Origin of the sequence: Gordonia ajococcus (assembly GCF_012974285.1) — a bacterium.
GTDB classification, from domain to species: Bacteria; Actinomycetota; Actinomycetes; order Mycobacteriales; family Mycobacteriaceae; genus Gordonia; species Gordonia amicalis.
This window is the reverse complement of sequence record NZ_CP052884.1, coordinates 2,258,806-2,280,371: the sequence shown is the minus strand read 5'-3', so window position 1 is coordinate 2,280,371 and position 21,566 is coordinate 2,258,806. Positions and strand designations below refer to the sequence as shown.

Here is a 21,566-nt window from a genome sequence, read left to right as displayed (position 1 = left end):
ACGACGCCTGAGAGATTCGGTGTCACGCGGTTGCGTGACGACCTTTCACCGTGGGCGGACGACGAATCGTCACTTTCCAGAGACGCCGTCACCACCACGGTCCGGGTGCCTGAGAGTTTGACGGAGAGGTATTGCTCCTTCGGCGGTCACCTGTGTTCGGTGACGCTCTCCCGTGGCGTAGCGACGCGCGCACCAGTCTACGCAGTTCCACGTCCCGTTGGTCCAGACGACATCGCGAGAGTCGTGAGGATCACGTGGCGGGGTGCGGGCAGAGTGCGGATGCTAGCCGGTACGGCGGGTGCGATTCTTGCGGCGAGCGGCGAGTTCGTCCTCGGGTGCCGTCTCGCTGATACCCCCGTCGGCCCGCTCCCCCGGGAAGTCGGCGATGGTGCCGGTGAGTTCGCGCATCGCGCCGCTGACCGCGATGCCGAAGACGCCCTGTCCACCCTGTAGGAGGTCGACGACCTCTTCGGCCGACGTGCACTCGTAGACGGTGGTGCCGTCGGAGAACAGGGTGATCTTGGCCAGGTCCTCGACCCCGCGCTTCCGGAGGTGGTCGACGGCGACACGGATGTTCTGCAGCGAGATGCCGGTGTCGAGGAGTCGCTTCACGATCTTGAGGACGAGGATGTCCTTGAACGAGTACAGGCGCTGGCTACCCGAGCCCGCGGCGCCGCGGATCGACGGGACGACCAGCGAGGTACGGGCCCAGTAGTCGAGCTGGCGGTAGGTGATGCCGGCGATCTGGCAGGCACTCGGCACGCGGTAGCCGACCAGTTCGTCGGGAACGGTGTCGTCGGGGAAGAGCCCGGGTGCGATCTCCTCGAGACTGCCCTGGGTGGGACCCGCGGGACGATCGGTCACAGCGTGGTCGGGTGACGGGTCGCTCGACGTCACTTCACTGTCGACCGGACGATCGCCCACTTCTGTCTCCCTTGCAGAGCTCGGACCGGATGCCGCATCACATGCCTGACATCCACGTCTACAGTACGCGGTCCAGGCCCTGCTCGGGTCAGCCGATCACATCTTCATCGGCCCCTGAATGGTGCGCGATGTCGGGATTGACGCTATGCCGCGGGGGACACCGGATCAACGCGACGCGCCATGAGGCTCAACCTCAAGTTGAGATTGAGACAAACGGTGACCTATCGGTTGCCGTTCCGTGACCACGGACAGCTCAGGCGCCGCTGGCCTTGAAGTCGTCGGGCGAGACGTTGTCGAGGAACTCCTTGAACTTCTCGACCTCGTCCTCTTTGGTCTCGTCGACCGGCTCGGCGGTGGCGTCCTCGGGTTCTTCCTCCGGGATCAGCAGGCCGGCCTCGGCGAGGACCTCCTCGTCGGCGATGATCGGCACCTCGGCACGCATCGCGACGGCGATGGAATCCGACGGCCGCGCGGACACGCGGAGATCGCCCGAGAAGATCATCTCGGCGTAGAAGGTGCCCTCCTGCATGTCGACGATGCGCACCTCGAGGAGCGTCTGGCCGAACTCCCTGATGAGATTGACGATCAGATCATGGGTCAGCGGGCGCGGCGGCTCGATTCCCTTCTGACGCAGGGCAATTGACGCAGCCTCACTCTGTCCGATCCAGATCGGCAGGTACCGCTCGCCGTCGATCTCGCGGAGCAGGAGCACGGGCTGACTCTGCGGGGGCTCGACCCTGATGCCCACCACACGCATCTCGCTCATCTCGCACCTCCCAGACGCCTCGTAGGGCGATCGATTGATGACCTCGACGCTACACCGCTCAGGCGACACACGGCGGCCGACTCGCTGCTGGGCGGCACGATCACTTCGGCCCGATGCGGACACCGAGGAGGCCGGAGTGCGCTGGTCGAGAAAGTGTTCAGTCGAGCACGTCGCGGACGGCGGCCTTGACCAACTGCGTGTGCAGGGTCACCGACAGCGCCGCGATCTCGCGAACGAGTTCTTCGGCACGGTCCCGGGCACCGGTCCCCTTGCCCTTGGCGATGGGGTTGGCGATCTGGGCGACCAGGCCGGCTTCCCGGTCCGCGGACACCTTGAAGGCACGAAGATGGCGTGTCTCGAGGCCATAGCTGGCCAGTGCCGCGGCCGCTTCGACGAGGCGCACGGCATCCTCGTCGAAGAACCCGGCCGGGCCCGGGATCAGCAGCCCGTTTCGCTGCAGTTCGGTCACGAACGCCGAGTCGACGCCGGTCCGTTCGATCAGCGACTCCCGGGACACCCGACCGGCACGCGCACCGAAATCGGTTGCGGGGGCCACGGTGCCGCGAGCCGTGGACAACGCCACGGTCCCGCCGGAACCGAAGCCGCCGTTCCCGTTGTCGATCGCATCGAGTTGTTCCTTGATGACCTTCAGCGGGAGATACCGGTCCCGCTGGGCGGTCAGCACGAAGCGCAACCGTTCACAGTCGGCTTCGCTGAATCGCCGATAGCCGGACGGCGCCCGCTCCGGGGTCACCAGACCCTCCGATTCCAGGAACCGGATCTTGGAAATCGTGATGTCGGGAAAGTCATCACGCAACTGGGCGAGGACCGTGCCGATCGACATCGATCCCTCGCCGCGAGGGGCCGTGGACGCCGTCACGACTTCTCAGGCGTCTGCTTCGTCGCGCGGACCGCTCAGGAAGACCAGACGGAATTTGCCGATCTGGACTTCGTCGCCGTTGCTCAGCGATGCGGTGTCGACGGGTTCCCGGTTGACGTAGGTGCCGTTGAGGCTGCCCACGTCGACCACCTGAAACTCGTTGTCGCCGAGTCGGAATTCGGCGTGACGACGGCTGACCGTCACATCGTCGAGGAAGATGTCGCTGTCGGGATGCCGACCCGCTGAGGTCGTCGGCTGGTCGAGGAGGAACCGCGATCCCGCGTTGGGCCCCCGCTTCACGACAAGCAGCGCGGTCCCGGGAGCGAGTCGCTCGACTCCCGTCTCGGCCGGCTCACTCGAGGTGCTGGTCCCGGCATCGAGTTCATTGATGAACTCTTCCCGGAACACCGAGGTGGTCTCCACCGGCGCCTCGAAGTCCCTGTCGTTTTCGCTCACCACTTCTCCTTCGTCGTCGTCAGTGCAATCGCACTGTCAGTGCACACCGCACTGTTCGGCCAACCGCACTGTCCGGCCGTCCACGTCTCCGGTCCCGATCGCGGTCTCGCGTCGGTTCGGAATCGGCTCTCGCCACGATGGCCGGTTGAATCTACATGACGTGTGCGGACGGGTAGATCTCGGTGCATGATCGCGAAGTCCGCTCACGTCACGCCTCATTCCCACTGCCGTAACCGTACCGGTCATGTCGATCGCACCGGCGAGCGAGTCGACTCCGGCACGGTCGATCATATCGTCACCGGGGCGATCAGCCAGGTCGATCAGAGCCACCGGGTGGTATCGGCGGGATGTCCTACCCTTCGATGACGGCGCGGTAGCCCGCGGCGTCGAGACCATCTCCCAGTTGCTCCTCGAGGGTCGCCTCGTCGGCGGCCTCGATCTCCACCAGCCAGCCCTCGCCGTACGGGTCCGAATTGACCAGTTCGGGCGAGGCGTCCAGTGCGTCGTTGACCGCGCTGACGGTACCGGTCAGCGGCCCGAAGATGTCGGAGACACTCTTGGTCGATTCCACCTCGGCGAAGGACTCGCCGACGGTGACCTCCGCCCCGGTGTCGGGCAACTGCACGAACACCACGTCACCGAGCGCATCCTGCGCGAAGTCCGTGATGCCCACGCGCACGGTCGTCGGCCCGGTCTTCTCGATCCACTCGTGCTCTGCGGTGTAGCGCAGGTCCTCTGGCACTTTGCTGTCGGTCACATGAGCCCCTCTCGTTCCCGTCAGACTCTACTGTCTGACGAGGTGTCGGCCTGACGGCGCGACGGCATGTGTCGCATCACCAGGATCGTCTGATACCAGTACAGGACGAAGGACCACAGGTAGAGCCCCACGCCCCAGATCATGAACGCCCACCCGACCGGGTACGCGATGTCGCCGACGACCGAATCGAGCTGTCCGGCAAGCAGCCACGGGAACGCACTCATCAGCGCGAAGGTCGCGGCCTTGCCGATGTAGAGCACCGGCAGTGCCAGCACACCGCGAGTACGCAGCAACGGCGCCGTGGCGAACAACAGCACATCCCGGCCGACGATGACACCGATGAGCCACCACGGCAGGAACTCACGCACGCCGAACGCCAGCGGGATGATGACGATGTAGAGCCGGTCGGCCGCCGGGTCCAGCAGGGCCCCGATCCGCGACGACTGATCGAGCAGTCGAGCCAGCTTCCCGTCGGCCCAGTCCGAGAATCCCGAGAACATCAGGACCGCGAATGCCCACCCGTCGGACTTCTCGACGAGCAGCAACCACACGAAGACCGGGATGAGGACGAGCCGGAGCACGCTGAGCGCGTTCGGCACGGTCACGATCCGGTCCGGAGCCGGCGCGGGGGCCGCCTCCGGCTCGGTCACCGGAAGATCCCGATGATGCCCTGCAGCGTCTTCGCCCCGCCCGAGGAGAAGAGGTTGTCGTGGACCATGTACGTCCATGTCGTCGTCGAACGGTGCAGATCCGACGATCCGAGATCGACGCCGTCGGCGGTGATCTTCGCCTCGCGGAACGTCTCCCGCGCCTTCTCCAGCGCTTGCGCGGGCAGGTCGGCGAACTCGGCGAGGATCATCCGGTGGAACTCGTCGAGCGGGCTCTCCTTGCCTAGCGACCGCAGGTGGATGCTCGCCCGGACATCGGAGACGAAGGCGAGATGGTCCGCCCACGCACGGTCGAGGTGGTAGAGCACGATCTCCCGCGCCGCCTGGCCGAGCACGTCACGCGGCACCGACTCGACGGCGACCTCGTCGTCGGTCTCCGCCGGGGACTTCTCCCCCGTCAGTTCGGCGTACCGCTCCGGTTCGAGTTCGGACAATTCCTCGAGCGCGGTGTCGGAGGTCAGGATCTTCATGCGTCGGCCGACGATGATGTCGCGTTGCTGATTGACGAGCTTGTTGTATCGCCAGGTGTTGGCGTGCAATTCCAGGCGGACGCCCTCGGCGATCCGCTGCGCCTGCTCGATGAGGTCGATGCCCTTGCTGCCCATCGAACCGTCGTCGTTGGGCGACACCGGATCGCGCTTGAACGCGAGGTTCTTGGTGACGACCGGATCCTCGAGGCTGGAGAAGAAGACCGACGTACCCGGGTCGCCCTGACGGCCCGCGCGACCCCGCAGCTGACTGTCGAGCCGCTCGGTGTCGTGTCGTCCGGTACCGACCACGCACAGACCGCCGAGTTCGACGACCGCGTCGCGGGCCGCGGAGTCGTCGGCCGAGCCGCCCAGCCGGATGTCGGTACCGCGGCCGGCCATCTGAGTGGACACCGTCACGGCATCACGCGCGCCGGCCTCGGCGATGATCTTCGCCTCCTGCGCGTCGTTCTTGGCATTGAGGACCACCGACGACACGCCGGCCTTCTCGAGGAAGTAGGCGAGTTCCTCGGACTCGGCGACGTCGTGGGTGCCGATGAGGACCGGCTGTCCGGTCTCGTGGATCTCCTTGACGTAGGCCACGATCGCCTCGACCTTGTTGGCCTTGGTGTCGTAGACCCGGTCGGGCAGATCGGTACGGATGTTCTCGGTGTTCGGCGGGATCTGCGACACCCGCAGGTCGTAGAACTGCCGGAACTGTTCGCCGGCCGCGAGTGCGGTACCGGTCATACCGCACACCTTGGGGTAGCGACCGATGAGCGCCTGCACGGTGATGGTGTCGATGACCTCGCCCGAGTCGGTCTGGGCGAGACCCTCCTTGAGTTCGACGGCCGCCTGGACGCCGTCCGGCCAGCGCTGCAGCTGCGCCACCCGACCACGCGAGGCGTTGATCAGGTGGACGCCGCCGTCGCGGACGATGTAGTGGATGTCGCGCTCGAGCAGATAGTGCGCGTGCATCGCGATGCTGACGTGCACGAGCGTGGACCCGACGTGTTCCTCGCTGTAGAGGTCGATCCCGCCGAGCTCCTCCTCGACGAAGGCCGCCCCCTCGTCGGTGAGCGTCACGTTGCGGCCCTCGGCGTCGACCTCGTAGTGCTTCTTCTTCATCCGCGACACCACGTCGTGGATGGCCTGGTCGGGAACCTCGGTCTCGGTCGATCCGGCCAGCACGAGCGGCACGAGCGCCTCGTCGACGAGCACCGAGTCGGCCTCGTCGATGATCGCCACGTCCGGCTTGGGCGAGACGAGGTCGGCCTCGGACAGGGCCAGCTGGTCGCGGAGGACGTCGAATCCGATCTCGTTGACCGAGCCGTAGGTGACGTCGCCGGCGTAGGCGCGTCGACGCTCCTCGCGGCTGGAGCTCTCCGAAATGGCATGCACCGCAATGCCGAAGACGGCGAAGAGCGGCTTCATCCACTCCGCGTCGCGGGTGGCGAGGTAGTCGTTGACGGAGATGACATGGACCTGATGGCCTTCGAGCACATGCCCGATCGCCGCGATGGCGCCGGCGAGTGTCTTGCCCTCACCGGTGGCCATCTCGACGATGTCGCCTTCGAGGAGACGCAGCGCGCCCTGCAGCTGAACATCGAAGGGGCGCAGTCCGATCGAGCGATCCGCGGCCTCGCGGACGAGCGCCAGGAACTTGGCCCGGTCGCCGGCCTTCGCCCCGAGGTCGAGCTTCTCGGCCTCGCCGACGAAGGCGTCGTCGTCGAGTTCGGCTGCCCAATCGGTGTGGGCTTCGGCCTCCTTGATCACACTCAGCGACTTCGACTGATTGCGAGTCGACTGGGCACCCAGAAGTCGCCACATGCTGTTGGTCAGCTTTCCCACCGAAACACTTCTCCTGATCGTTTCCCGGCCACTACACGACCCGTCGCGCCACTCGGCCCCGTCAGGTCAGCAACAACGGTACGCGGCCCCTGGTAGAGCGGGGTCGCCGACATTATGATCGGTCCACCTGTTCTGCCCCGCCCGCATTTCGCCCTCTGCTTCCCCGACCCTAGGACGGCCGATGAGCGTGACCTTCCCGAACAGGACACGCCTGCGTCTGGTCCGGGCCGTTCTGGCCGGGCTGGTGCTGGCGACCGGCGTCGGTCTCGGCGCGTTCAACGCCTGGTGGGTCGCTCTGTCCATCGGCGTTCCGCTGGTCTTCCTGGGTATCGCGATCGGTCCGCGCGCGTCGCGGGTGTCCGAACTGACGGAGTTCCGGCGCGGTGTCACCCGGGACGCCCCGCAGATCGAGGTCGAGGCACTGACCCGCAGCAGTCTCGGCGCCGACGACCTGCAGCCCACGATGGTCACCGCCACCGTCAGCCCGCCGAATGACACCTCCTACGAGGCGCGGTGGATCACCTCCATGGGCAAGGGCCACTTCCAGGCGCTGGTATCGAGCCCGTTCACGACACTCGCACCCGATCAACTGCCGCCCCGCGACCAGACCGACACCCCGGAGTTCGACGACCATCCCGGCCGGTGGGCGGTCATCTACCCCGCGGTGACACTGCTGGTCGCTCTCGCCCTGCTGTTCGGCGTCGCCGGGAGCTGGAAGATCTCCGGCCCCTCGTTCCCGTCGTTCGGTTCGGCCGTGGACGGAGATGCGGACGAGAACGAGGCCGCACTCGCCGAGCGCCACCAGCGGCTCCTGGACGAGATCGTCGACCGGCTGGGGCCCGATGCCACCCGAAACGTGTTGCGCCTGAACTACAACCTCGACTCGTCCTCCGACCAGGCGATCGTGTTCGATCCCACGAACGGCCGCGCGACGAGCATCAACGTCTGGGACGGCGGTTCCAACGCGTCGGCGGTGCCCAACATGGACCGGGCGGACAAGACCTTCGACGCCGCGACCATCAATCCCGGCTCGCTCGGTGACATCACCCACTCGATGTCGGCGGAGGTCTCCCCCGCGGTGGCCGAGACAGAACTCGACCGGGTGCAGATCCAACGACCCGCGCCGAACGAGCCGGTGGTCATCACCGGCACCTTCGACCCCGGAGACGCCTTCGTCCGCGACGTCGAGATCGAGGCCCACACCGACGGAACCGTCGCGGAGTTCTTCGACCCTGCGGATTTCGACACCGCCTTCACGATCGCCCGCGACGCACTGTCGCTCGCCGGCATCGCGCCGGACGCACCTGTCCTCGACGAGTTCGTGATCCGCGGCATCGCCGACAACACCCCGATCATCAGCGCCAGCAGCATCCAGAACAGCGGCGGTGTCCTGATCCGGTACACGACCCCGACCCGCAGCGGACAGGTGGTGATCGCGCCCGGGAAGTTCCCGGAGGTCACGGACAGGGTGGGGCGCCACCGGCCCGACGGCTTCGACTTCGACGGGATCTCACCGCAGCTGTTCGACCGCGTTCGCGACGACGCGATGAAGCGCGGCTCGGTTCCCGAATACGATCGCGGGGCCGTCGCCATGGATGTGTCCGAGCCTCTGCTCGACGACGCCCCGGGTCACGTGGTCCGCATCGAGATGGCCCGGGTCGAAGCATCGAAGGGCATGTACACACTCGACGGAGAACTCATCAAAGCCGCGCACTACTGACGCTCACACCTGCGGCGTACCTGCCTCCAGTGCGCGCCGCGTGACGGCATGCAATTCGGCGACCGCAGCCTCCGGCGGATGAAGGACCCCGCGATCGGACATCGTGGTGACGATGTCGCGGACGCGACCGTAATAGGTCGCCTGCTCGGCGGGCGTGCTGCTGGCCTCGGCGTGTTTGTACAGCTTGAGGGCGGTGTCGAGGGCATCCCGGTCGGCGGGTTCGAGATAACCGGCCCCGATGCGTCGTCCGTGCTTCTCGCACGCGATCCACGCCCGCCGGAGCGCGGCGACGGATTGCTGGTAGGCGTCGGCGCGACCGCGGTTGCCCGGGTAGGCGTCGGTGCGCAGCGCGGTGGCCTCGTCGAGCGCGAGATGGAAGGTCTGGGTCTGTTCGACGGTCACATCCGTGACGGCCGGATACCTCAGCAGCAGCGCCGGGTCGAGTTCGTAGCTGCCGTAGACGCCGAGGATCTCGTCGTGGCGCCGGGTCGCCTCCTCCCACAACCGCTGCGCGGCCTCATCCGATCCGGCGTCGGCGATACGGGGGCGGCGCAGATCGACGGGTGAGTGGTCGTCGGACGAGGCGTCGTGGTCAGGCGACACCGACGCCACCGACACCTTCTCCCGCTGCTCGGCGGCAGCTCTCGGTCGCGTCGAACTCTTCTGCGTCGAACTCTTCTGCGTCGAACCCTTCTGGGTCGAAACACATTGTGGCGCATACTGTTTCAGTCGATCGATGACGACAGCGGCCGCCGGATCGCCCTCGATGATCGCGACCCTCCAGAAGTCGGAGTCGAGATCTTCGTCCACCCCCGTGCCGACGCGCGGCTGCTCACGCGCGAAGGTCAGTTCGAGGTATTTCTGCCCGAAGACGGTGAGGTGCTGGGCCCGCTGTCCGGCCATCGGCGAGGTGTCGTCCGCCGGACCACCGATCGCGAAGGATCGTAGTGCGGTCAGCGGGTAGGACACCAGCGTGCGGTCCTCGTCGCCGAAGTACACGGTGTCGTCGTCGACGGTCAGCAGCACCGCCCCCCGCTTGCCCAGTCGGCCGTACGCCGCGGCGAACAGAGACAAGGCCAGCAGTCCGGCGACCACTGCCGAGATGACCAGACCGTCGACGCCGGCGATGTTGAGCCCTACGAGCCCGACCAGCGCGACCATCATCACGATCCACGCGGCGCTCGCGGAACGGTGATGGCGGGCCGTCAGATACTCGGTCCGGCACGTTACCGGAACCACATCTCACCCCCGAAGGCCATATCGCATCCCCCATCCGGTCGGCTACCGTAAGGATCGTGAGCTCCGGGTATCGCCGTCAGACGGCACGCGTACTCCACCCAGCCCGCGACCATCGCATCAGCTTACGCATTGTCGCGGTGGTCAGCGCGGTGTTGTTCGTGTCAGGTATCGGCGCATTCAGCGCCGGCCCGGGTGTCGCCGCGCCGGCAACTCCACCATTTGTCGGCAAGTCGTACTCGTCCACAGCGGTCACCGGCCCCCAGATCCCGGGCGGAGGGCCGCTGCAGGTGACCTTCCCCGCCGCCAACCGCATCTCACTGTTCGCCGGATGCAACCGGCACGTCGGCGAGATGACGGTCGACGGTTCGGTCCTGCGCCTCGCCTCGCTCGCCTCGACGATGATGGCGTGCCCCGGTCCCCGCTCGGGCGCCGACGACTGGATCAACACGTTCACGAAGGAACCCCTCACCTGGTATTCGGTGGGCCACGCGCTCGTGCTCACCGCAGAGGGCACCCAGGTCCTGCTGATGGAAAAGTACTCGTGAGCACCTCCACACCGGCGGTCGTCACGGTGACCGGTGCGGCCGGGAGCATCGGATATGCCAGCGTGTTCCGCATCGCCGCCGGCGCGATGCTTGGTCACGACCAGCCCATCGCCCTCCGGCTCCTCGAGTTACCCCAGGCGGTTCCCGCCGCCGTGGGCACCGCGATGGAACTCGACGACGGCGCCTTCGGTCTGCTGAAGTCGGTCGACGTCTTCGACGATCCGCGAAAGGCGTTCGACGGCGCTGGTTTCGCGCTGCTCATCGGTGCTCGTCCACGGTCCAAGGGCATGGAACGCGCTGATCTGCTCGCGGCGAACTCCGACATCTTCGCCGTGCAGGGCGCGGCCATCAACGAGGTTGCCGCCGACGACATCCGGGTGATCGTGGTGGGCAATCCCGCCAACACCAACGCCGCGGTCGCCTCGGCACACGCACCCGAGGTGCCGCCGCAGCGATTCACCGCGCTCACCCGTCTCGACCACAACCGCGCGATCGCCCAACTCTCCCACCGGGCCGGGGTCGAGGTCGGCGAGATCAGCCGGGTCACCATCTGGGGCAACCACTCGGCGACGCAGTACCCCGACATCTTCCACGCTCGTGTCGGCAGGCGAAGCGGCGCCGATCTCGCCGCCGACCGCGAGTGGCTCGTCGACGAGTTCATCCCGACCGTGGCCCGCCGCGGCACCGCGATTCTCGAGGCACGCGGATCGTCGTCGGCGGCGTCGGCGGCCAACGCGACGATCGACCACGTCCACGACTGGGTATTGGGGACCCCTGCCGACGACTGGACGTCCACCGCACTGCCATCGCCCGGCGTGTACGGCGTGCCCGAGGGCATCGTCTGCTCGTTCCCGGTGCGATCGGTCGCCGGCGAGTGGGAGATCGTCGAAGGGCTCGACATCAACGAGTTCTCGCGCGCCCGGATCGACGCGTCGATCGTCGAACTCGAAGCCGAACGCGATGCCGCTCTGACCCCTTGACCGGTCAGCAGCCCGTACTCTCTTCCCATGGCCAAGAAGGACACGCGGAAACCTGAGAAGATCGCCGACGAGGTCTACGAGGCGGAGTTGTTCCGGCTGCAGACCGAGTTGGTCAAACTCCAGGAATGGGTGCGTGAGACCGGCACTCGCGTGGTGGTGGTCTTCGAGGGACGCGACGCCGCGGGCAAGGGCGGCACCATCAAGCGGATCAGCCAGTATCTGAGTCCTCGCATCGCGCGGGTCGCTGCGCTTCCGGCACCCACCGACCGCGAACGCGGGCAGTGGTACTACCAGCGTTATGTCGCGCATCTGCCGGCGCCCGGCGAGATCGTGCTGTTCGACCGGTCCTGGTACAACCGTGCCGGAGTCGAGAAGGTCATGGGTTTCTGCACGCCCGAGGAACACACACGGTTCCTGCGGCAGACGCCGATCTTCGAGCAGATGCTGATCGACGACGGCATCATCCTGCGCAAGTACTGGTTCTCCGTCTCCGACGACGAACAGCTCAAGCGGTTCCGCCAGCGCATGAAAGATCCCGTGCGGCAATGGAAGTTGAGTCCGATGGATCTCGAGTCGGTCTACCGCTGGGAAGACTACTCGCGCGCCAAGGACGAGATGATGGTGCACACCGACACTGCGCTGAGCCCCTGGTATGTCGTCGAATCCGACGTGAAGAAGCACGCGCGGCTCAACATGATCGCGCATCTGCTCGACAGCATCGACTACGGCGAGGTGCCCCGTCCGCAGGTGACGTTGCCGAAGAAGCCGGTCGAGACGGGCAACTACCACCGGCCGCCGCGTTCCCTGTCCAAGTACGTGCCCGACCACGTGGCGACGCTGATCCGCACCGACCATTGATCGGGTTCTGATGTGGATCGGGTTCGCCGAGTTCGACTATCGCCTCGGTGATGTGCACTCGCTGAAGCAGAAGCGTTCCATCGTCCGGCCGATCGTCGCCGAACTACGCCGACGGTTCGCGGTCTCGGTGGCCGAGGTCGGGCACCTCGACATGCATCGGCGCGCGATGATCGGCACGAGCGTGGTGGCGGCCGACCGGACGCACGTCGTCGATGTGCTCGACGCGGTCGAGAGATCCGCCGCCAACCATCCCGAGGTCGAACTCTTGTCGATGCGCCGCCGGATTCTCAATTCCGAAGACCTCTGAGACCGAACTACATCCCGGCGGAAGCCACAGCCGGAAAGCGCTCCCTTTTCCAGGGTGCTCTGCTCACACCACGCCGGCCGCGACCGCCGCCTCCCGGTACGCAGCGGCCAGCGAGTCGACGGTCTCGTGCGCATTGAGTCCGCTGGGGTTCGGAACCACCCAGAGCTGCGCCCCGTCCCAGGTCTCTTCCTGGCGGCCGGTCACCGCGTCTCGCCGCCCGAAGGCACTGCGATAGGCGGTGATCCCGGCGACCGCCACCACCCGGGGCCCGATCTCCCGCACGCGCGCCCGAAGCCGACGACCACCGTCCCGCAACTCGTCGACCGTGAGTTCTGCGGCGGTTGCGGTGGCCCGGGCAACGACGTTGGTGATGCCGATCCCCCGTCTGGTCAGCAGTTCGGCGTCGGCCTCGGACATGCCGCGCGACGCGTCGATCACCCGGTCGACGATCCCGGCGCGTGCCAGTGCCGGGTAGAAGCGATTTCCGGGCCGCGCGAAGTGAGCTCCGGTGGCGGCGGTCCACAGTCCCGGGTTGATGCCGACGAACAGTAACCGGCAACCGTCACCGACCAGGTCCTCGACGGTGCGGTCCCGGTATTCGAGGAGTTCGGCCCTGGTGAATCCCATCCCCCGAGGCTAAACGGCCGGCCTTCGAGACCGACAACCCCGCGCCAGAGGTGTCCAGACCATTACACTCACGCTGATGCTCGGACTCTCGTACACGGTCTTGGGCGGGCTCGGTGCTCAGATCGGTTCCGATCCCGTCGAACTCGGCACCCGCAAGCAACGTGCCACACTCGCGCAGCTCGTGCTGGCGGAGGGCGCGCCGCTGCGTGCAGATCGGCTGATCGAGGGAATCTGGGGCGACTCGCCGCCCGACCGTGCCGAAGTGTCCCTGCAGTCTTACATCTCGGGGCTCCGCAAGGCCCTCGAACCCGACCGCAAACCGCGCAGTCCCTCGACCGTGCTGCTCACCCACGGCACCGGCTACAGCCTCCCGACGGAGCCTGAACAGGTCGACCTGCGGCGTCTGACCACCGACCTGACCTCGGCGCGGACCCTGATGCAGCACGGCGACACCGCCGCCGCGGCCCCGATCCTGCAGGAGGTCCTCGACTCCTACCGTCCCCTTCTCCCGGAATTCGAGGGGCTGGCGTTCCGCGACGAGGCCGCCGATCATCTCGACCGCATGCTCGGCGCGGCGCGGGAGATGTCTTTCGAGGCGCGGATGGCTGCCGGGGACCATCGGCTCCTGGTCACCGAACTCGACAGCGCCGTCGAACGATCGCCGCTCGACGAAGGCCTCTGGGTCCTGCTCGCCACCGCGCTGTACCGACTCGGGCGGCAGTCCGATGCCCTCGGGGCGATCGCCAATGCGCGCCGCATCCTCGCCGACGAGATCGGCGTCGACCCCGGACCGAGACTCCGCGAACTGGAACGCGACATCCTCGACCACGCCCCACATCTCGACGCGCCGACCGCACCGCGCGCGGCGATCACCATGAGCGAGCGAGCCGGCAGCGGCGTCGTCGAGCATCCGGCGAGCGACGACGCGGAGAATCGGACGCCCGAAGCCGATCCCCTCGACCCCGCGGACGATGCGCCATCGCTCGTCGGGCGCACCGACGAACTGGCCGCGCTGCACCGCGCCGTACTCGCCTCGATGACCGGACACGGTGGGGTCGTCGTGGTGGAAGGCGAACCCGGAGCGGGCAAGACGGCCCTGATCGACGAAGCCGGCCGTCGTGCGGCCGGTGCCGCCGACCTGCGGGTGCTGTGGGGTCGGTGCGTGGACGATCCCGCGGCACCGTCGATGTGGCCGTGGGTCCAGATCCTCGGCACGGTCCTCCCCCAGCTCGATCCGGCCGACCGTGAGCGGCTCCTGGACAGCTCACTCGGCCGTATGGTCACCGAGGGCGTCAACGTCATCCCGCCACCGCGCCAGATGCCCGACGCCGCAGCACGTTTCCAGTTCTACGATCAGGCCGCCGATCTCCTCGACGGCGTCGCCGAGACCTCGAAGCTGATCATCGTCCTCGACGACCTCCAGTGGGCAGACGGTGCCTCACTGGAACTCTTCGCGCACATGACTTCTCGAAGGACCCCGGGCGTCACGTTCTTCGCCTCCCTGCGGTCGCCGACCCACCGGCCGGTCGTCGCCTCGACACTGGCGACGTTGGCCCGGCTGCCCGAACACCGCCGTATCCAGGTCGGTCCACTCCGCGGAGACGACATCTCCGAGCTGATCCGCCGCGAGACCCAGCAGTGGCCGGAGGTCGCTACGGTGAGCTCGATCGAGCGGCGCACCGGCGGTAACGCTTTCTTCGTCCGCGAACTGGCCCGCATCCTCGCCGCCCAGGGGTCGATCGCGGGTAACGCCGTGCCGTCCGGCGTGCGCGACGTGGTGCGTCAAAGGCTGCTCGGACTGTCCACGGAGACAACCGAACTCCTCGACATCGCGGCGCTCATCGGCACCCGGGTGGATCTGGTGTTGCTCGCGACCGCAGCCGGACGGCCGGTCGACCACGCGCTCGACACCCTCGAAGCCGCCTCCGCCGCCGGGGTCATCGATCTCGGACCCGACGATCCGTTCGGATTCAGTTTCAGCCACGACATCATCCGTGAGGCGATCGCCGACGCGATCCCCTCGATGCGCGCCCGACGCATCCACCTGGCCATCGCCGACGCCCTGGCCGGCAATTCGTCACCGCACGCGGTCACCCGGGTCGCTCGCCACCTGTGGTCGGCAGGTCCCCTCGCCGACCGTGAGCGCACGACCAGCGCCCTTCTGACGGCGGGCGACATCGCTCTGCGCACCTACGATTTCGACGGCGCGAAACGCCATTTCGGCGATGCGTCGACGCTGGCGCGGGCCACCGGGGATCAGCAGGCCGAACTGCGGGCGATCGCCACCCAGCTCGCGGGTGAGGTCTCCACTCACGGGTACTTCGCCGCCGACCCCGACCTCCAGGAACGCGCCCGCACACTGGCGACCGCACTCGACGACCGGCGACTGCTGGCCGCCCTCGACTACGCACGTTGCGCCGCGCACATCCAGGTCGCCGACGTACGCACGGGGCACCGGCTCGCGAACGACCTACGTGCGCGTGCCGAACGGTCGGACGACGCCGTGGTCGTTCACCTCGGCATGCAGGTGGCCGGGATCGACGAGTTCACGCGCGGCAATTTCGGTGCGGCTCATCGCATCCTGGACACCTACGGTCCCCTCGATGACGTCGACGGGCTCCGCGACGACCAACTGACGATGGCACGCGGCTTCCGGATCTGGGCGGCGACGATCCACGTCGGCGGTGATACCGGCCGCGGCCTGTTCGCGACCATGTCCGATGCCCGCCCGGATCCCAGATCGCGGTTGGGTACGGCGATCTTCGCGGTCGGCGCGGCGGCGATGATCGGTGACGCGGAGTGGGCGCTCGACGCCGGACAGATCATCGACTCCGAGGGTCCGGGTCCGCTCGCATATCTGCGTCGCGGCGGCGAACGCATGTACTGGTGGGCGCGCGCGATGACCGGTGATCTCGACGACGCCCTGGTCCGAATCGATCAGCTGGACACCGGCGGACCCGCAACCGGCGAACCCGGCAGTGCGGACCCTCCGCGCACCGGTGAGGGATTCTGGCTCGGATTGCACGCCGAGGTACTGGTCACCGCGGGCAAGCTGACCGACGCGGCCGCCCTCCTGGACCAGGCAGACGACTTCGCCGAGCGGACCGGCGAGCGCTACGGGGACGCGCACCGTCTTCTCGTCCGCGCCCGCTACGAGTACGCCAACGGGCGGCCGGCATCGGTGTTCGGCGCGACGCTCGGACGCGCTCGGGACGTCGCGATGGTCCAAGAGGCACAAGCCCTGGTCGGGCGGATCGACGCGCTCGCCGCAGAGTGGGGCGTGTCCTCGTCGGCGTGAGGCCCAAGTCCGCCTCAAGTCGCCTCCAAGCCCCGTCGGGAAATCTGGTCTGCGAATCCGGGCCGACCGGAGACCAGAGAACGCCCGCGCCGGCCGAGCCGGCCACACCCGAGGACTCACCGAATGACCCCGACACCCACCTCACCGACCGGCCGACCCGAACGGTTGATCGTCCGCACCCGCACCTCGGTGCTCGCACAGTTGCGCCACCGGATCGCCGGCGAGGTACTCGGCCCCGGAGATGCGGGTTTCCGCGAGGCCCGCGCCGGCTTCAACCGGCTCGTCATCCACCGACCATCGGTGATCGCGATCCCGGCCAACCACTTCGACGTGGTCGAAGCCGTGCGGTTCGCCGCCGAGGAAGATCTGCGGGTCACGGTCCAGGCAACCGGTCACGGGACCGGCGTACCGGCCGACGGCGGTCTCCTCATCAACACGTCCCGCCTCACGTCGGTGGCCGTCGACCCCATCGCGCGGACCGCCCGGGTCGCCGCCGGCGCCACCTGGAAGATGGTCCTCGACGCCGCGGTCCCGTACGGACTCGCACCCCTGATGGGTTCGGCGAGCATCGTCGGCGCGGTCGGCTACACCCTCGGCGGCGGTTTCGGCTGGCTCGGACGCCGCTTCGGTCTGGGGTCGGACGCAGTGCGCGCCTTCGATCTCGTGACCCCCGACGGCACCCCGATCCGCGTCAGCGACGCGAGTTTCCCGCACATCTTCTGGGCGCTGAAGGGCGGTGGAGCCGGCAGCCTCGGCGTCGTCACCTCGATGGAGATCGCCCTCGCCGACGTCGCGACCGTGTACGCGGGCAACCTGTTCTACCCGGTCGCCGAGGCCGAGGAGATCATGCGCCGGTTCCGGGACTGGGCACCGGCCCAGCGCGAGGAACTGACCTCGGCGGTCACCATCCTGAATCTCCCCCCCACCGACGACGTTCCGGAACCGTTGCGCGGCGGCAGTTTTGCGGTGTTGCGTGGCTGCTGGTCCGGTGACACCGCCGCCGGCCGCGCGATCGTCGACGAGTGGCGGGACTGGCGGACACCCCTCGTCGACCTGTGGGACGAGATGCCGTTCGCGGCAGCGGACGCGATCAGCATGGACCCCACCGAACCGATGCCGGTCATGGTCACCACCGAATGGTTCGACGACCTGCAGGACGAGGCGATCGACGTCATCGCCGGACGCAGCCGGCCGGCACCGGGTTCGGCACCGCTCATCGTCTCCGCCGAGATCCGCCACGCCGGCGGCGCAATCGCGCGCGGAGCCGCCCGGGCGGCGAACGATCGGGCACGCTCCGGACGGTTCCTCCTCGAACTCATCTCGATCGTCCCCGATCCCCATGTGGCGCTGGCCGTCGAATCGACGCTGCGCGTCACCCGCACCGAGCTCGCGCCCTATGTCACGGGTGCGACGTACCTGAACTTCACGTCGGGAGCCGAACGCGCCGGCCGCGCCGCGGAGTCCTACAGCGTCGAGCACCGTCGTCGGCTCCTGGAGATCAAGGCGACGCTCGACCCGCACGACAGGTTCTGCCACGGCGACATCGTCTGACACCCGGGCAGTCGGCCGACGGGGGTTGCGCAACCACGCCGATCCGTGGACTGATGGGGTCATGACCGACCCGACGCCGTCGCACCTCGACATCCCGCTGCTCGTCGTGGACGGTGCGAATGTCGTCGGATCGGTGCCGGACGGATGGTGGCGAGACCGTCGGGGTGCGGCGGAGCGGTTGCGGGATCGTCTCGCTGAACTCGCTGCCCCGGGTATCGAGGCGTTGACCGGTCCGCTCGCGATCATGCTCGTCGTCGAGGGCAGGGCTCGGGGGATCGCATCGGTCCCCGGGGTCACGGTGGTGGAGGCGCCGGCGGTCGGCGACGACATGATCGTCGACGTCGTGGGCCGGCACCCCGACCGTCGTCGAGTGGTCGTCACCGCCGACCGCGAACTCCGCGCGCGGGTCACCGCGCTGGGGGCCGAGACCCTCGGACCGTCGTCGATCCCGCGCTGATCCCGGTCGGCCCGCGGTGCCGGACATCCGACAATGCAGTGCCGAGAATCGAAGGTGTGCCGCGTTTTCCCAGTCCCACGCCCGAGTTCGGCCGCACGGCGAATAATGCCTGCGAGTGTCGGCACTCGCCGACCGACGAAAGGGGTTCGGTGTGAATGACGTAGACGTACTGGTCGCGGGCGCGGGCCCGATCGGTCTGACCGCTGCCATCGAACTCCGCCGGCGAGGGGTCCGGGTCCGGATCGTCGACCCCCTTCTCGACCCTCCCCACTACGCGAAGGCCGTTGGGATTCAGCCACGGACCCTCGAGGTGTTCGAGGGCATCGGGGTGCTCGAGCCGATCCTGGACGCGGGTATGGAGATGCGCGGGCAGTTGGTGTTCGTCAATGGTTCTGAGGTGTCACGGATCGACCTGTCCACGCCGGACGATGTTCCCTTTCGCTTCCACCTGCTGCCGCAATATGCCACCGAGCGCGTCCTGCGAGACCGGCTCACCGACCTCGATGCCGAGATCGAACGCGGCGTGCGGGTGTCGGCGTTCGAGCAGGACGTCGACGGCGTCACCGTCACGCTGGCCGAGGCGGACGGTGGCGAGACCCAGGTCCGCGCGTCATATCTGATCGGCGCCGACGGCGCGCACAGCACGGTTCGCAAGGGTCTCGGTCTGAGCTTCGAGGGCGGTGCATTTGCCGAGCAGTACATGCTGGGCGACGTGGCCGTGGACTGGTCGATGCCCCGTGGTTACGCGATCCGCGCGATGCATCAGGCCGACGACGGCACAACCGACGACCTGCTGGTGTGCATCCCGCTACCGGGCCGCGGACGGTATCGCATGTCGATGCTCGTGCCCGACGAACTCGCGATCGGCGAGACCTCCGGCGGGGACGGTGTCGCGCATGGTTTCGAGGGCACCCGCACGCCCGAGCTGTCCCACATCCAGGCCGTCGTCGACCGGTTGTCGCCCGAACCCGCCACCGTGTCGGACATGCGCTGGTCGTCGGTGTTCCGCATCAGCCATCGGATCGTCGATTCCTACGGTCGCGGAAGGGTGTTCGTGGCCGGCGATGCCGCGCACATCCATCCGCCCACCGGCGCTCAGGGAATGAACACCGGTGTGCAGGACGCCCACAACCTCGCGTGGAAGCTGGCGCTGGCCGTCGATGGCGTCGCGGCACCCGGCCTGCTCGACAGCTATGACCTGGAACGACGACCGGTCGGTGAGGAGGTCGTCGGCCGTACCGTCCGCGACGCTCGGGAGGGCATCGGCACCGATTCCACCGACGTCGACTTCGTGACGCGCCGCGAAGCCCAGTTGCTGATCTCCTACGCCGACAGCCCGATCACCGCGGGTTCGACGGTCCCCAGCACGCCGTCGGCACCGCGGGCAGGGGAACGGGCTCCGGACGCCGCAGGACTCGGTCGCGAATCGGTGAATCACCCGCTCCGGCTGTTCTCCTTGCTGGGCGGCGTCGACCACTCGCTCGTGTTGTACGCCGACGCGACCTCGGGTGCCGAGGACGTCGCCGTGCTCGAAGGCCTGGCCGCGGAGATCACCGCGGCGGCACGCGGGCACATGACCGTACACGTGGTGGCGGCACCGACCGCGCAGGTCGGCAGCACCGACCTGCCCTTGCTCCGCGACACCGAAGGCCTCTTCGCCGCCGGATATCGGCCGGACGGTTCGACGGCCTTCGTCATCCGCCCGGATGGCTATCTCGGTTACCGCGGCCCGCTCGACGACACCGCCGCGGTCCTCGCGTACCTCCGCGCCACATTCGCGTGAACCGGGATCGCCTCTCGCGAAGCGCCGAGTCGCGCCGCCGCCCCGCCGCCGTAATCTCTCACCATGAGGGAATGGGGGCAGGTGCCGCGACTTCGCGGGCTGGCGAGCCGCGTGGGGGCATCGACACGACGCCGAGCCGCTGAGTCCTACGTCGGACGCGCCCTGGGCTCCGGCGAGGTCATCTACCTGATCGCACCGACCGGATACCCCAACTACGGCGACGAACTCATCGCGCGCACCTGGCTGCGCCACCTCACGCGCATCCGTCCCCACGCGACGGTGATCCTGGACTGCCACAACCCCGGGCCGGCGACCGCCTTGATGGGCGACGCGCACCCGAACCTGCGCGTCGTCGACACGCTCTGGCAACTCACGAACCACGCCGCCGGCATCGAACCCGACGCCCCGTGGGCGTGGGTCGGCCGGGCTGTCCTCGACTCCGGCCTGGCACCGCGGCTGAGCGCCGGTATCGACCTCCTCCACACGGCGACCACCATCCACCTGCTCGGCGGCGGATACGTGAACACCGTGTGGCCGCATCATGTTTCGCTGTTCGTGGGGGCCGCCGCGGTATCGGGCAGATCGGGAGCGAGGGCCGTGGCCACCGGGCAGGGACTGGTGCCCACCGTCGCCGAACCTGCGTGGACCGCCCTGGCCACGGCGCTGGGCACCTTCGACATCGTCGATGTGCGTGACACGCCGTCGGCGCAGGCGCTCGATGGGGTCGTGGGCGTGCGGAACTCCGGGGACGACGCCTGGCTCGCACTCAACCGTCCGCAACCGGCGATCTACCGCGACGAGACGGCCGCCGACGCACCGGGTCACGGTCACGGTGTGGTGCTGTGCCTGCAATCGGACCTCACCGAGAAGTTCACCGGCTCACACGGAACCGGCGCGGAGGCGCTCGCCGGGTTCGTGCACGACACCCTCGACGCCTGGGAGGTACCGGGAACGGGGGTCACCGTCGTCGAGGGAATCCCGGGACACGACTACGAGGTCCCGTTCCGTCTCGGGTCCCGACTCGACGGCGCACGCATCCTCAGTTTTCGTGACGTCTGGCTCGAGGGGCTGCCCGCAGGGCAGGGCAACACCTGGATCAGCACGCGATTCCACCCCCACCTGATGGCGGCTGCCGCCGGGGACCCGGGCGTCGCGGTCGTGCCGATGCGGGTCTACTACTCGATCAAGCACCGTTCCCTCGTCGAGGCCGGATCGTCCTGGAGTGTCGTCGATTCGGGAGACACGATCCCCGACCGGCCCACCGCCGGCGGTTTCGGGACGATGCAGCGGCAACGGGCCATCGAGGCCAAGGTCGCCACCGCACTCGACATCTATCCGGTGGCGGCTCTCTTCGCGCATCGGGTCTGAGGTAAACCGGACAGCGCGAATTCTGCGCCAGATACCGAGATGGACTGGCTGTTCCAGTCGTCGG

At 68.0% G+C, this 21,566-nt stretch carries 19 protein-coding genes and 1 riboswitch; of the genes, 10 read left to right on the top strand and 9 right to left on the bottom strand.

Annotation, left to right across the window (positions count from 1 at the left end; translation table 11 throughout):
• Positions 1 to 87: 87 nt before the first annotated feature.
• Positions 88 to 183, bottom strand: a riboswitch (glycine riboswitch).
• Between the two features lie 99 nt (positions 184 to 282).
• The 7 genes from GAA2_RS10365 to secA2 form a co-directional block, all read right to left on the bottom strand.
• Entirely contained in the window at positions 283 to 924 is a 642-nt protein-coding gene (locus GAA2_RS10365; RefSeq protein ID WP_006435497.1) for a MerR family transcriptional regulator, read from the bottom strand.
• Positions 925 to 1,177: 253 nt separating this feature from the next.
• Entirely contained in the window at positions 1,178 to 1,690 is a 513-nt protein-coding gene (locus tag GAA2_RS10360; protein WP_159405961.1) for a bifunctional nuclease family protein, read from the bottom strand.
• 157 nt (positions 1,691 to 1,847) lie between these two features.
• Positions 1,848 to 2,534 carry a MerR family transcriptional regulator gene (locus GAA2_RS10355; protein WP_024497474.1) on the bottom strand — a complete coding sequence of 229 codons (687 nt, stop codon included), beginning with the start codon at positions 2,532 to 2,534 and terminating at the stop codon, positions 1,848 to 1,850.
• Positions 2,535 to 2,576: 42 nt separating this feature from the next.
• Positions 2,577 to 3,029 (bottom strand): glycogen accumulation regulator GarA, encoded by a 453-nt coding sequence (gene garA / locus GAA2_RS10350; protein WP_005199386.1) that lies wholly within the window; start codon positions 3,027 to 3,029, stop codon positions 2,577 to 2,579.
• A gap of 349 nt (positions 3,030 to 3,378) precedes the next feature.
• Positions 3,379 to 3,783 carry a glycine cleavage system protein GcvH gene (gene gcvH, locus GAA2_RS10345; RefSeq protein WP_024497472.1) on the bottom strand — a complete coding sequence of 135 codons (405 nt, stop codon included), beginning with the start codon at positions 3,781 to 3,783 and terminating at the stop codon, positions 3,379 to 3,381.
• A gap of 20 nt (positions 3,784 to 3,803) precedes the next feature.
• Entirely contained in the window at positions 3,804 to 4,433 is a 630-nt protein-coding gene (locus tag GAA2_RS10340; protein ID WP_024497471.1) for a CDP-alcohol phosphatidyltransferase family protein, read from the bottom strand.
• Positions 4,430 to 6,769, bottom strand: a complete 2,340-nt coding sequence (gene secA2, locus GAA2_RS10335) for an accessory Sec system translocase SecA2 (RefSeq protein ID WP_159405962.1) — start codon at positions 6,767 to 6,769, stop codon at positions 4,430 to 4,432. The genes GAA2_RS10340 and secA2 overlap by 4 nt, the downstream gene beginning before the upstream one ends.
• 181 nt (positions 6,770 to 6,950) lie before the next feature.
• Here secA2 and GAA2_RS10330 point away from each other — a divergent pair, with 181 nt between their 5' ends.
• Complete coding sequence (locus GAA2_RS10330) at positions 6,951 to 8,489, top strand: hypothetical protein (protein WP_024497469.1); 1,539 nt, start codon at positions 6,951 to 6,953, stop codon at positions 8,487 to 8,489.
• Positions 8,490 to 8,492: 3 nt separating this feature from the next.
• Here the strand turns inward: GAA2_RS10330 and GAA2_RS10325 are convergent, their stop codons facing one another.
• Complete coding sequence (locus GAA2_RS10325) at positions 8,493 to 9,728, bottom strand: hypothetical protein (protein ID WP_024497468.1); 1,236 nt, start codon at positions 9,726 to 9,728, stop codon at positions 8,493 to 8,495.
• A 149-nt stretch (positions 9,729 to 9,877) separates the two neighbouring features.
• Here GAA2_RS10325 and GAA2_RS10320 point away from each other — a divergent pair, with 149 nt between their 5' ends.
• From GAA2_RS10320 to GAA2_RS10305, 4 genes are read left to right on the top strand one after another with little or no spacing between them, the layout of a single operon-like run.
• Positions 9,878 to 10,273: an META domain-containing protein gene (locus GAA2_RS10320; RefSeq protein WP_024497467.1), complete on the top strand. Its 396-nt coding sequence runs from the start codon at positions 9,878 to 9,880 to the stop codon at positions 10,271 to 10,273.
• Positions 10,270 to 11,253 carry a malate dehydrogenase gene (locus GAA2_RS10315; protein ID WP_024497466.1) on the top strand — a complete coding sequence of 328 codons (984 nt, stop codon included), beginning with the start codon at positions 10,270 to 10,272 and terminating at the stop codon, positions 11,251 to 11,253. The genes GAA2_RS10320 and GAA2_RS10315 overlap by 4 nt, the downstream gene beginning before the upstream one ends.
• A 27-nt stretch (positions 11,254 to 11,280) precedes the next feature.
• Complete coding sequence (gene ppk2, locus GAA2_RS10310) at positions 11,281 to 12,111, top strand: polyphosphate kinase 2 (RefSeq protein ID WP_024497465.1); 831 nt, start codon at positions 11,281 to 11,283, stop codon at positions 12,109 to 12,111.
• A 10-nt stretch (positions 12,112 to 12,121) separates the two neighbouring features.
• Positions 12,122 to 12,418: a DUF503 domain-containing protein gene (locus GAA2_RS10305; RefSeq protein ID WP_024497464.1), complete on the top strand. Its 297-nt coding sequence runs from the start codon at positions 12,122 to 12,124 to the stop codon at positions 12,416 to 12,418.
• 63 nt (positions 12,419 to 12,481) lie between these two features.
• On the opposite strand, the gene GAA2_RS10300 is transcribed toward GAA2_RS10305, so the two are convergent.
• Entirely contained in the window at positions 12,482 to 13,045 is a 564-nt protein-coding gene (locus GAA2_RS10300) for a mismatch-specific DNA-glycosylase (protein WP_024497463.1), read from the bottom strand.
• Positions 13,046 to 13,121: 76 nt separating this feature from the next.
• Between GAA2_RS10300 and GAA2_RS10295 the strand changes: the two genes are divergently transcribed.
• The 5 genes from GAA2_RS10295 to GAA2_RS10275 all read left to right on the top strand — a co-directional run bounded on the left by GAA2_RS10295 (position 13,122) and on the right by GAA2_RS10275 (position 21,502).
• A complete protein-coding gene (locus GAA2_RS10295; RefSeq protein ID WP_159405963.1) occupies positions 13,122 to 16,343 on the top strand; it encodes a BTAD domain-containing putative transcriptional regulator in 3,222 nt (1,073 codons plus the stop codon).
• A gap of 123 nt (positions 16,344 to 16,466) precedes the next feature.
• Positions 16,467 to 17,894, top strand: coding sequence for an FAD-binding oxidoreductase (locus GAA2_RS10290; RefSeq protein ID WP_024497461.1), 1,428 nt, complete (start codon positions 16,467 to 16,469; stop codon positions 17,892 to 17,894).
• 61 nt (positions 17,895 to 17,955) lie between these two features.
• On the top strand, positions 17,956 to 18,351 hold the full coding sequence (locus tag GAA2_RS10285; protein WP_024497460.1) for a hypothetical protein: 396 nt from the start codon (positions 17,956 to 17,958) through the stop codon (positions 18,349 to 18,351).
• A gap of 151 nt (positions 18,352 to 18,502) precedes the next feature.
• Positions 18,503 to 20,134, top strand: coding sequence for an FAD-dependent monooxygenase (locus GAA2_RS10280; RefSeq protein WP_024497459.1), 1,632 nt, complete (start codon positions 18,503 to 18,505; stop codon positions 20,132 to 20,134).
• A 63-nt stretch (positions 20,135 to 20,197) separates the two neighbouring features.
• Positions 20,198 to 21,502, top strand: a complete 1,305-nt coding sequence (locus GAA2_RS10275; protein ID WP_024497458.1) for a polysaccharide pyruvyl transferase family protein — start codon at positions 20,198 to 20,200, stop codon at positions 21,500 to 21,502.
• The last annotated feature ends 64 nt before the right edge of the window (positions 21,503 to 21,566 follow it).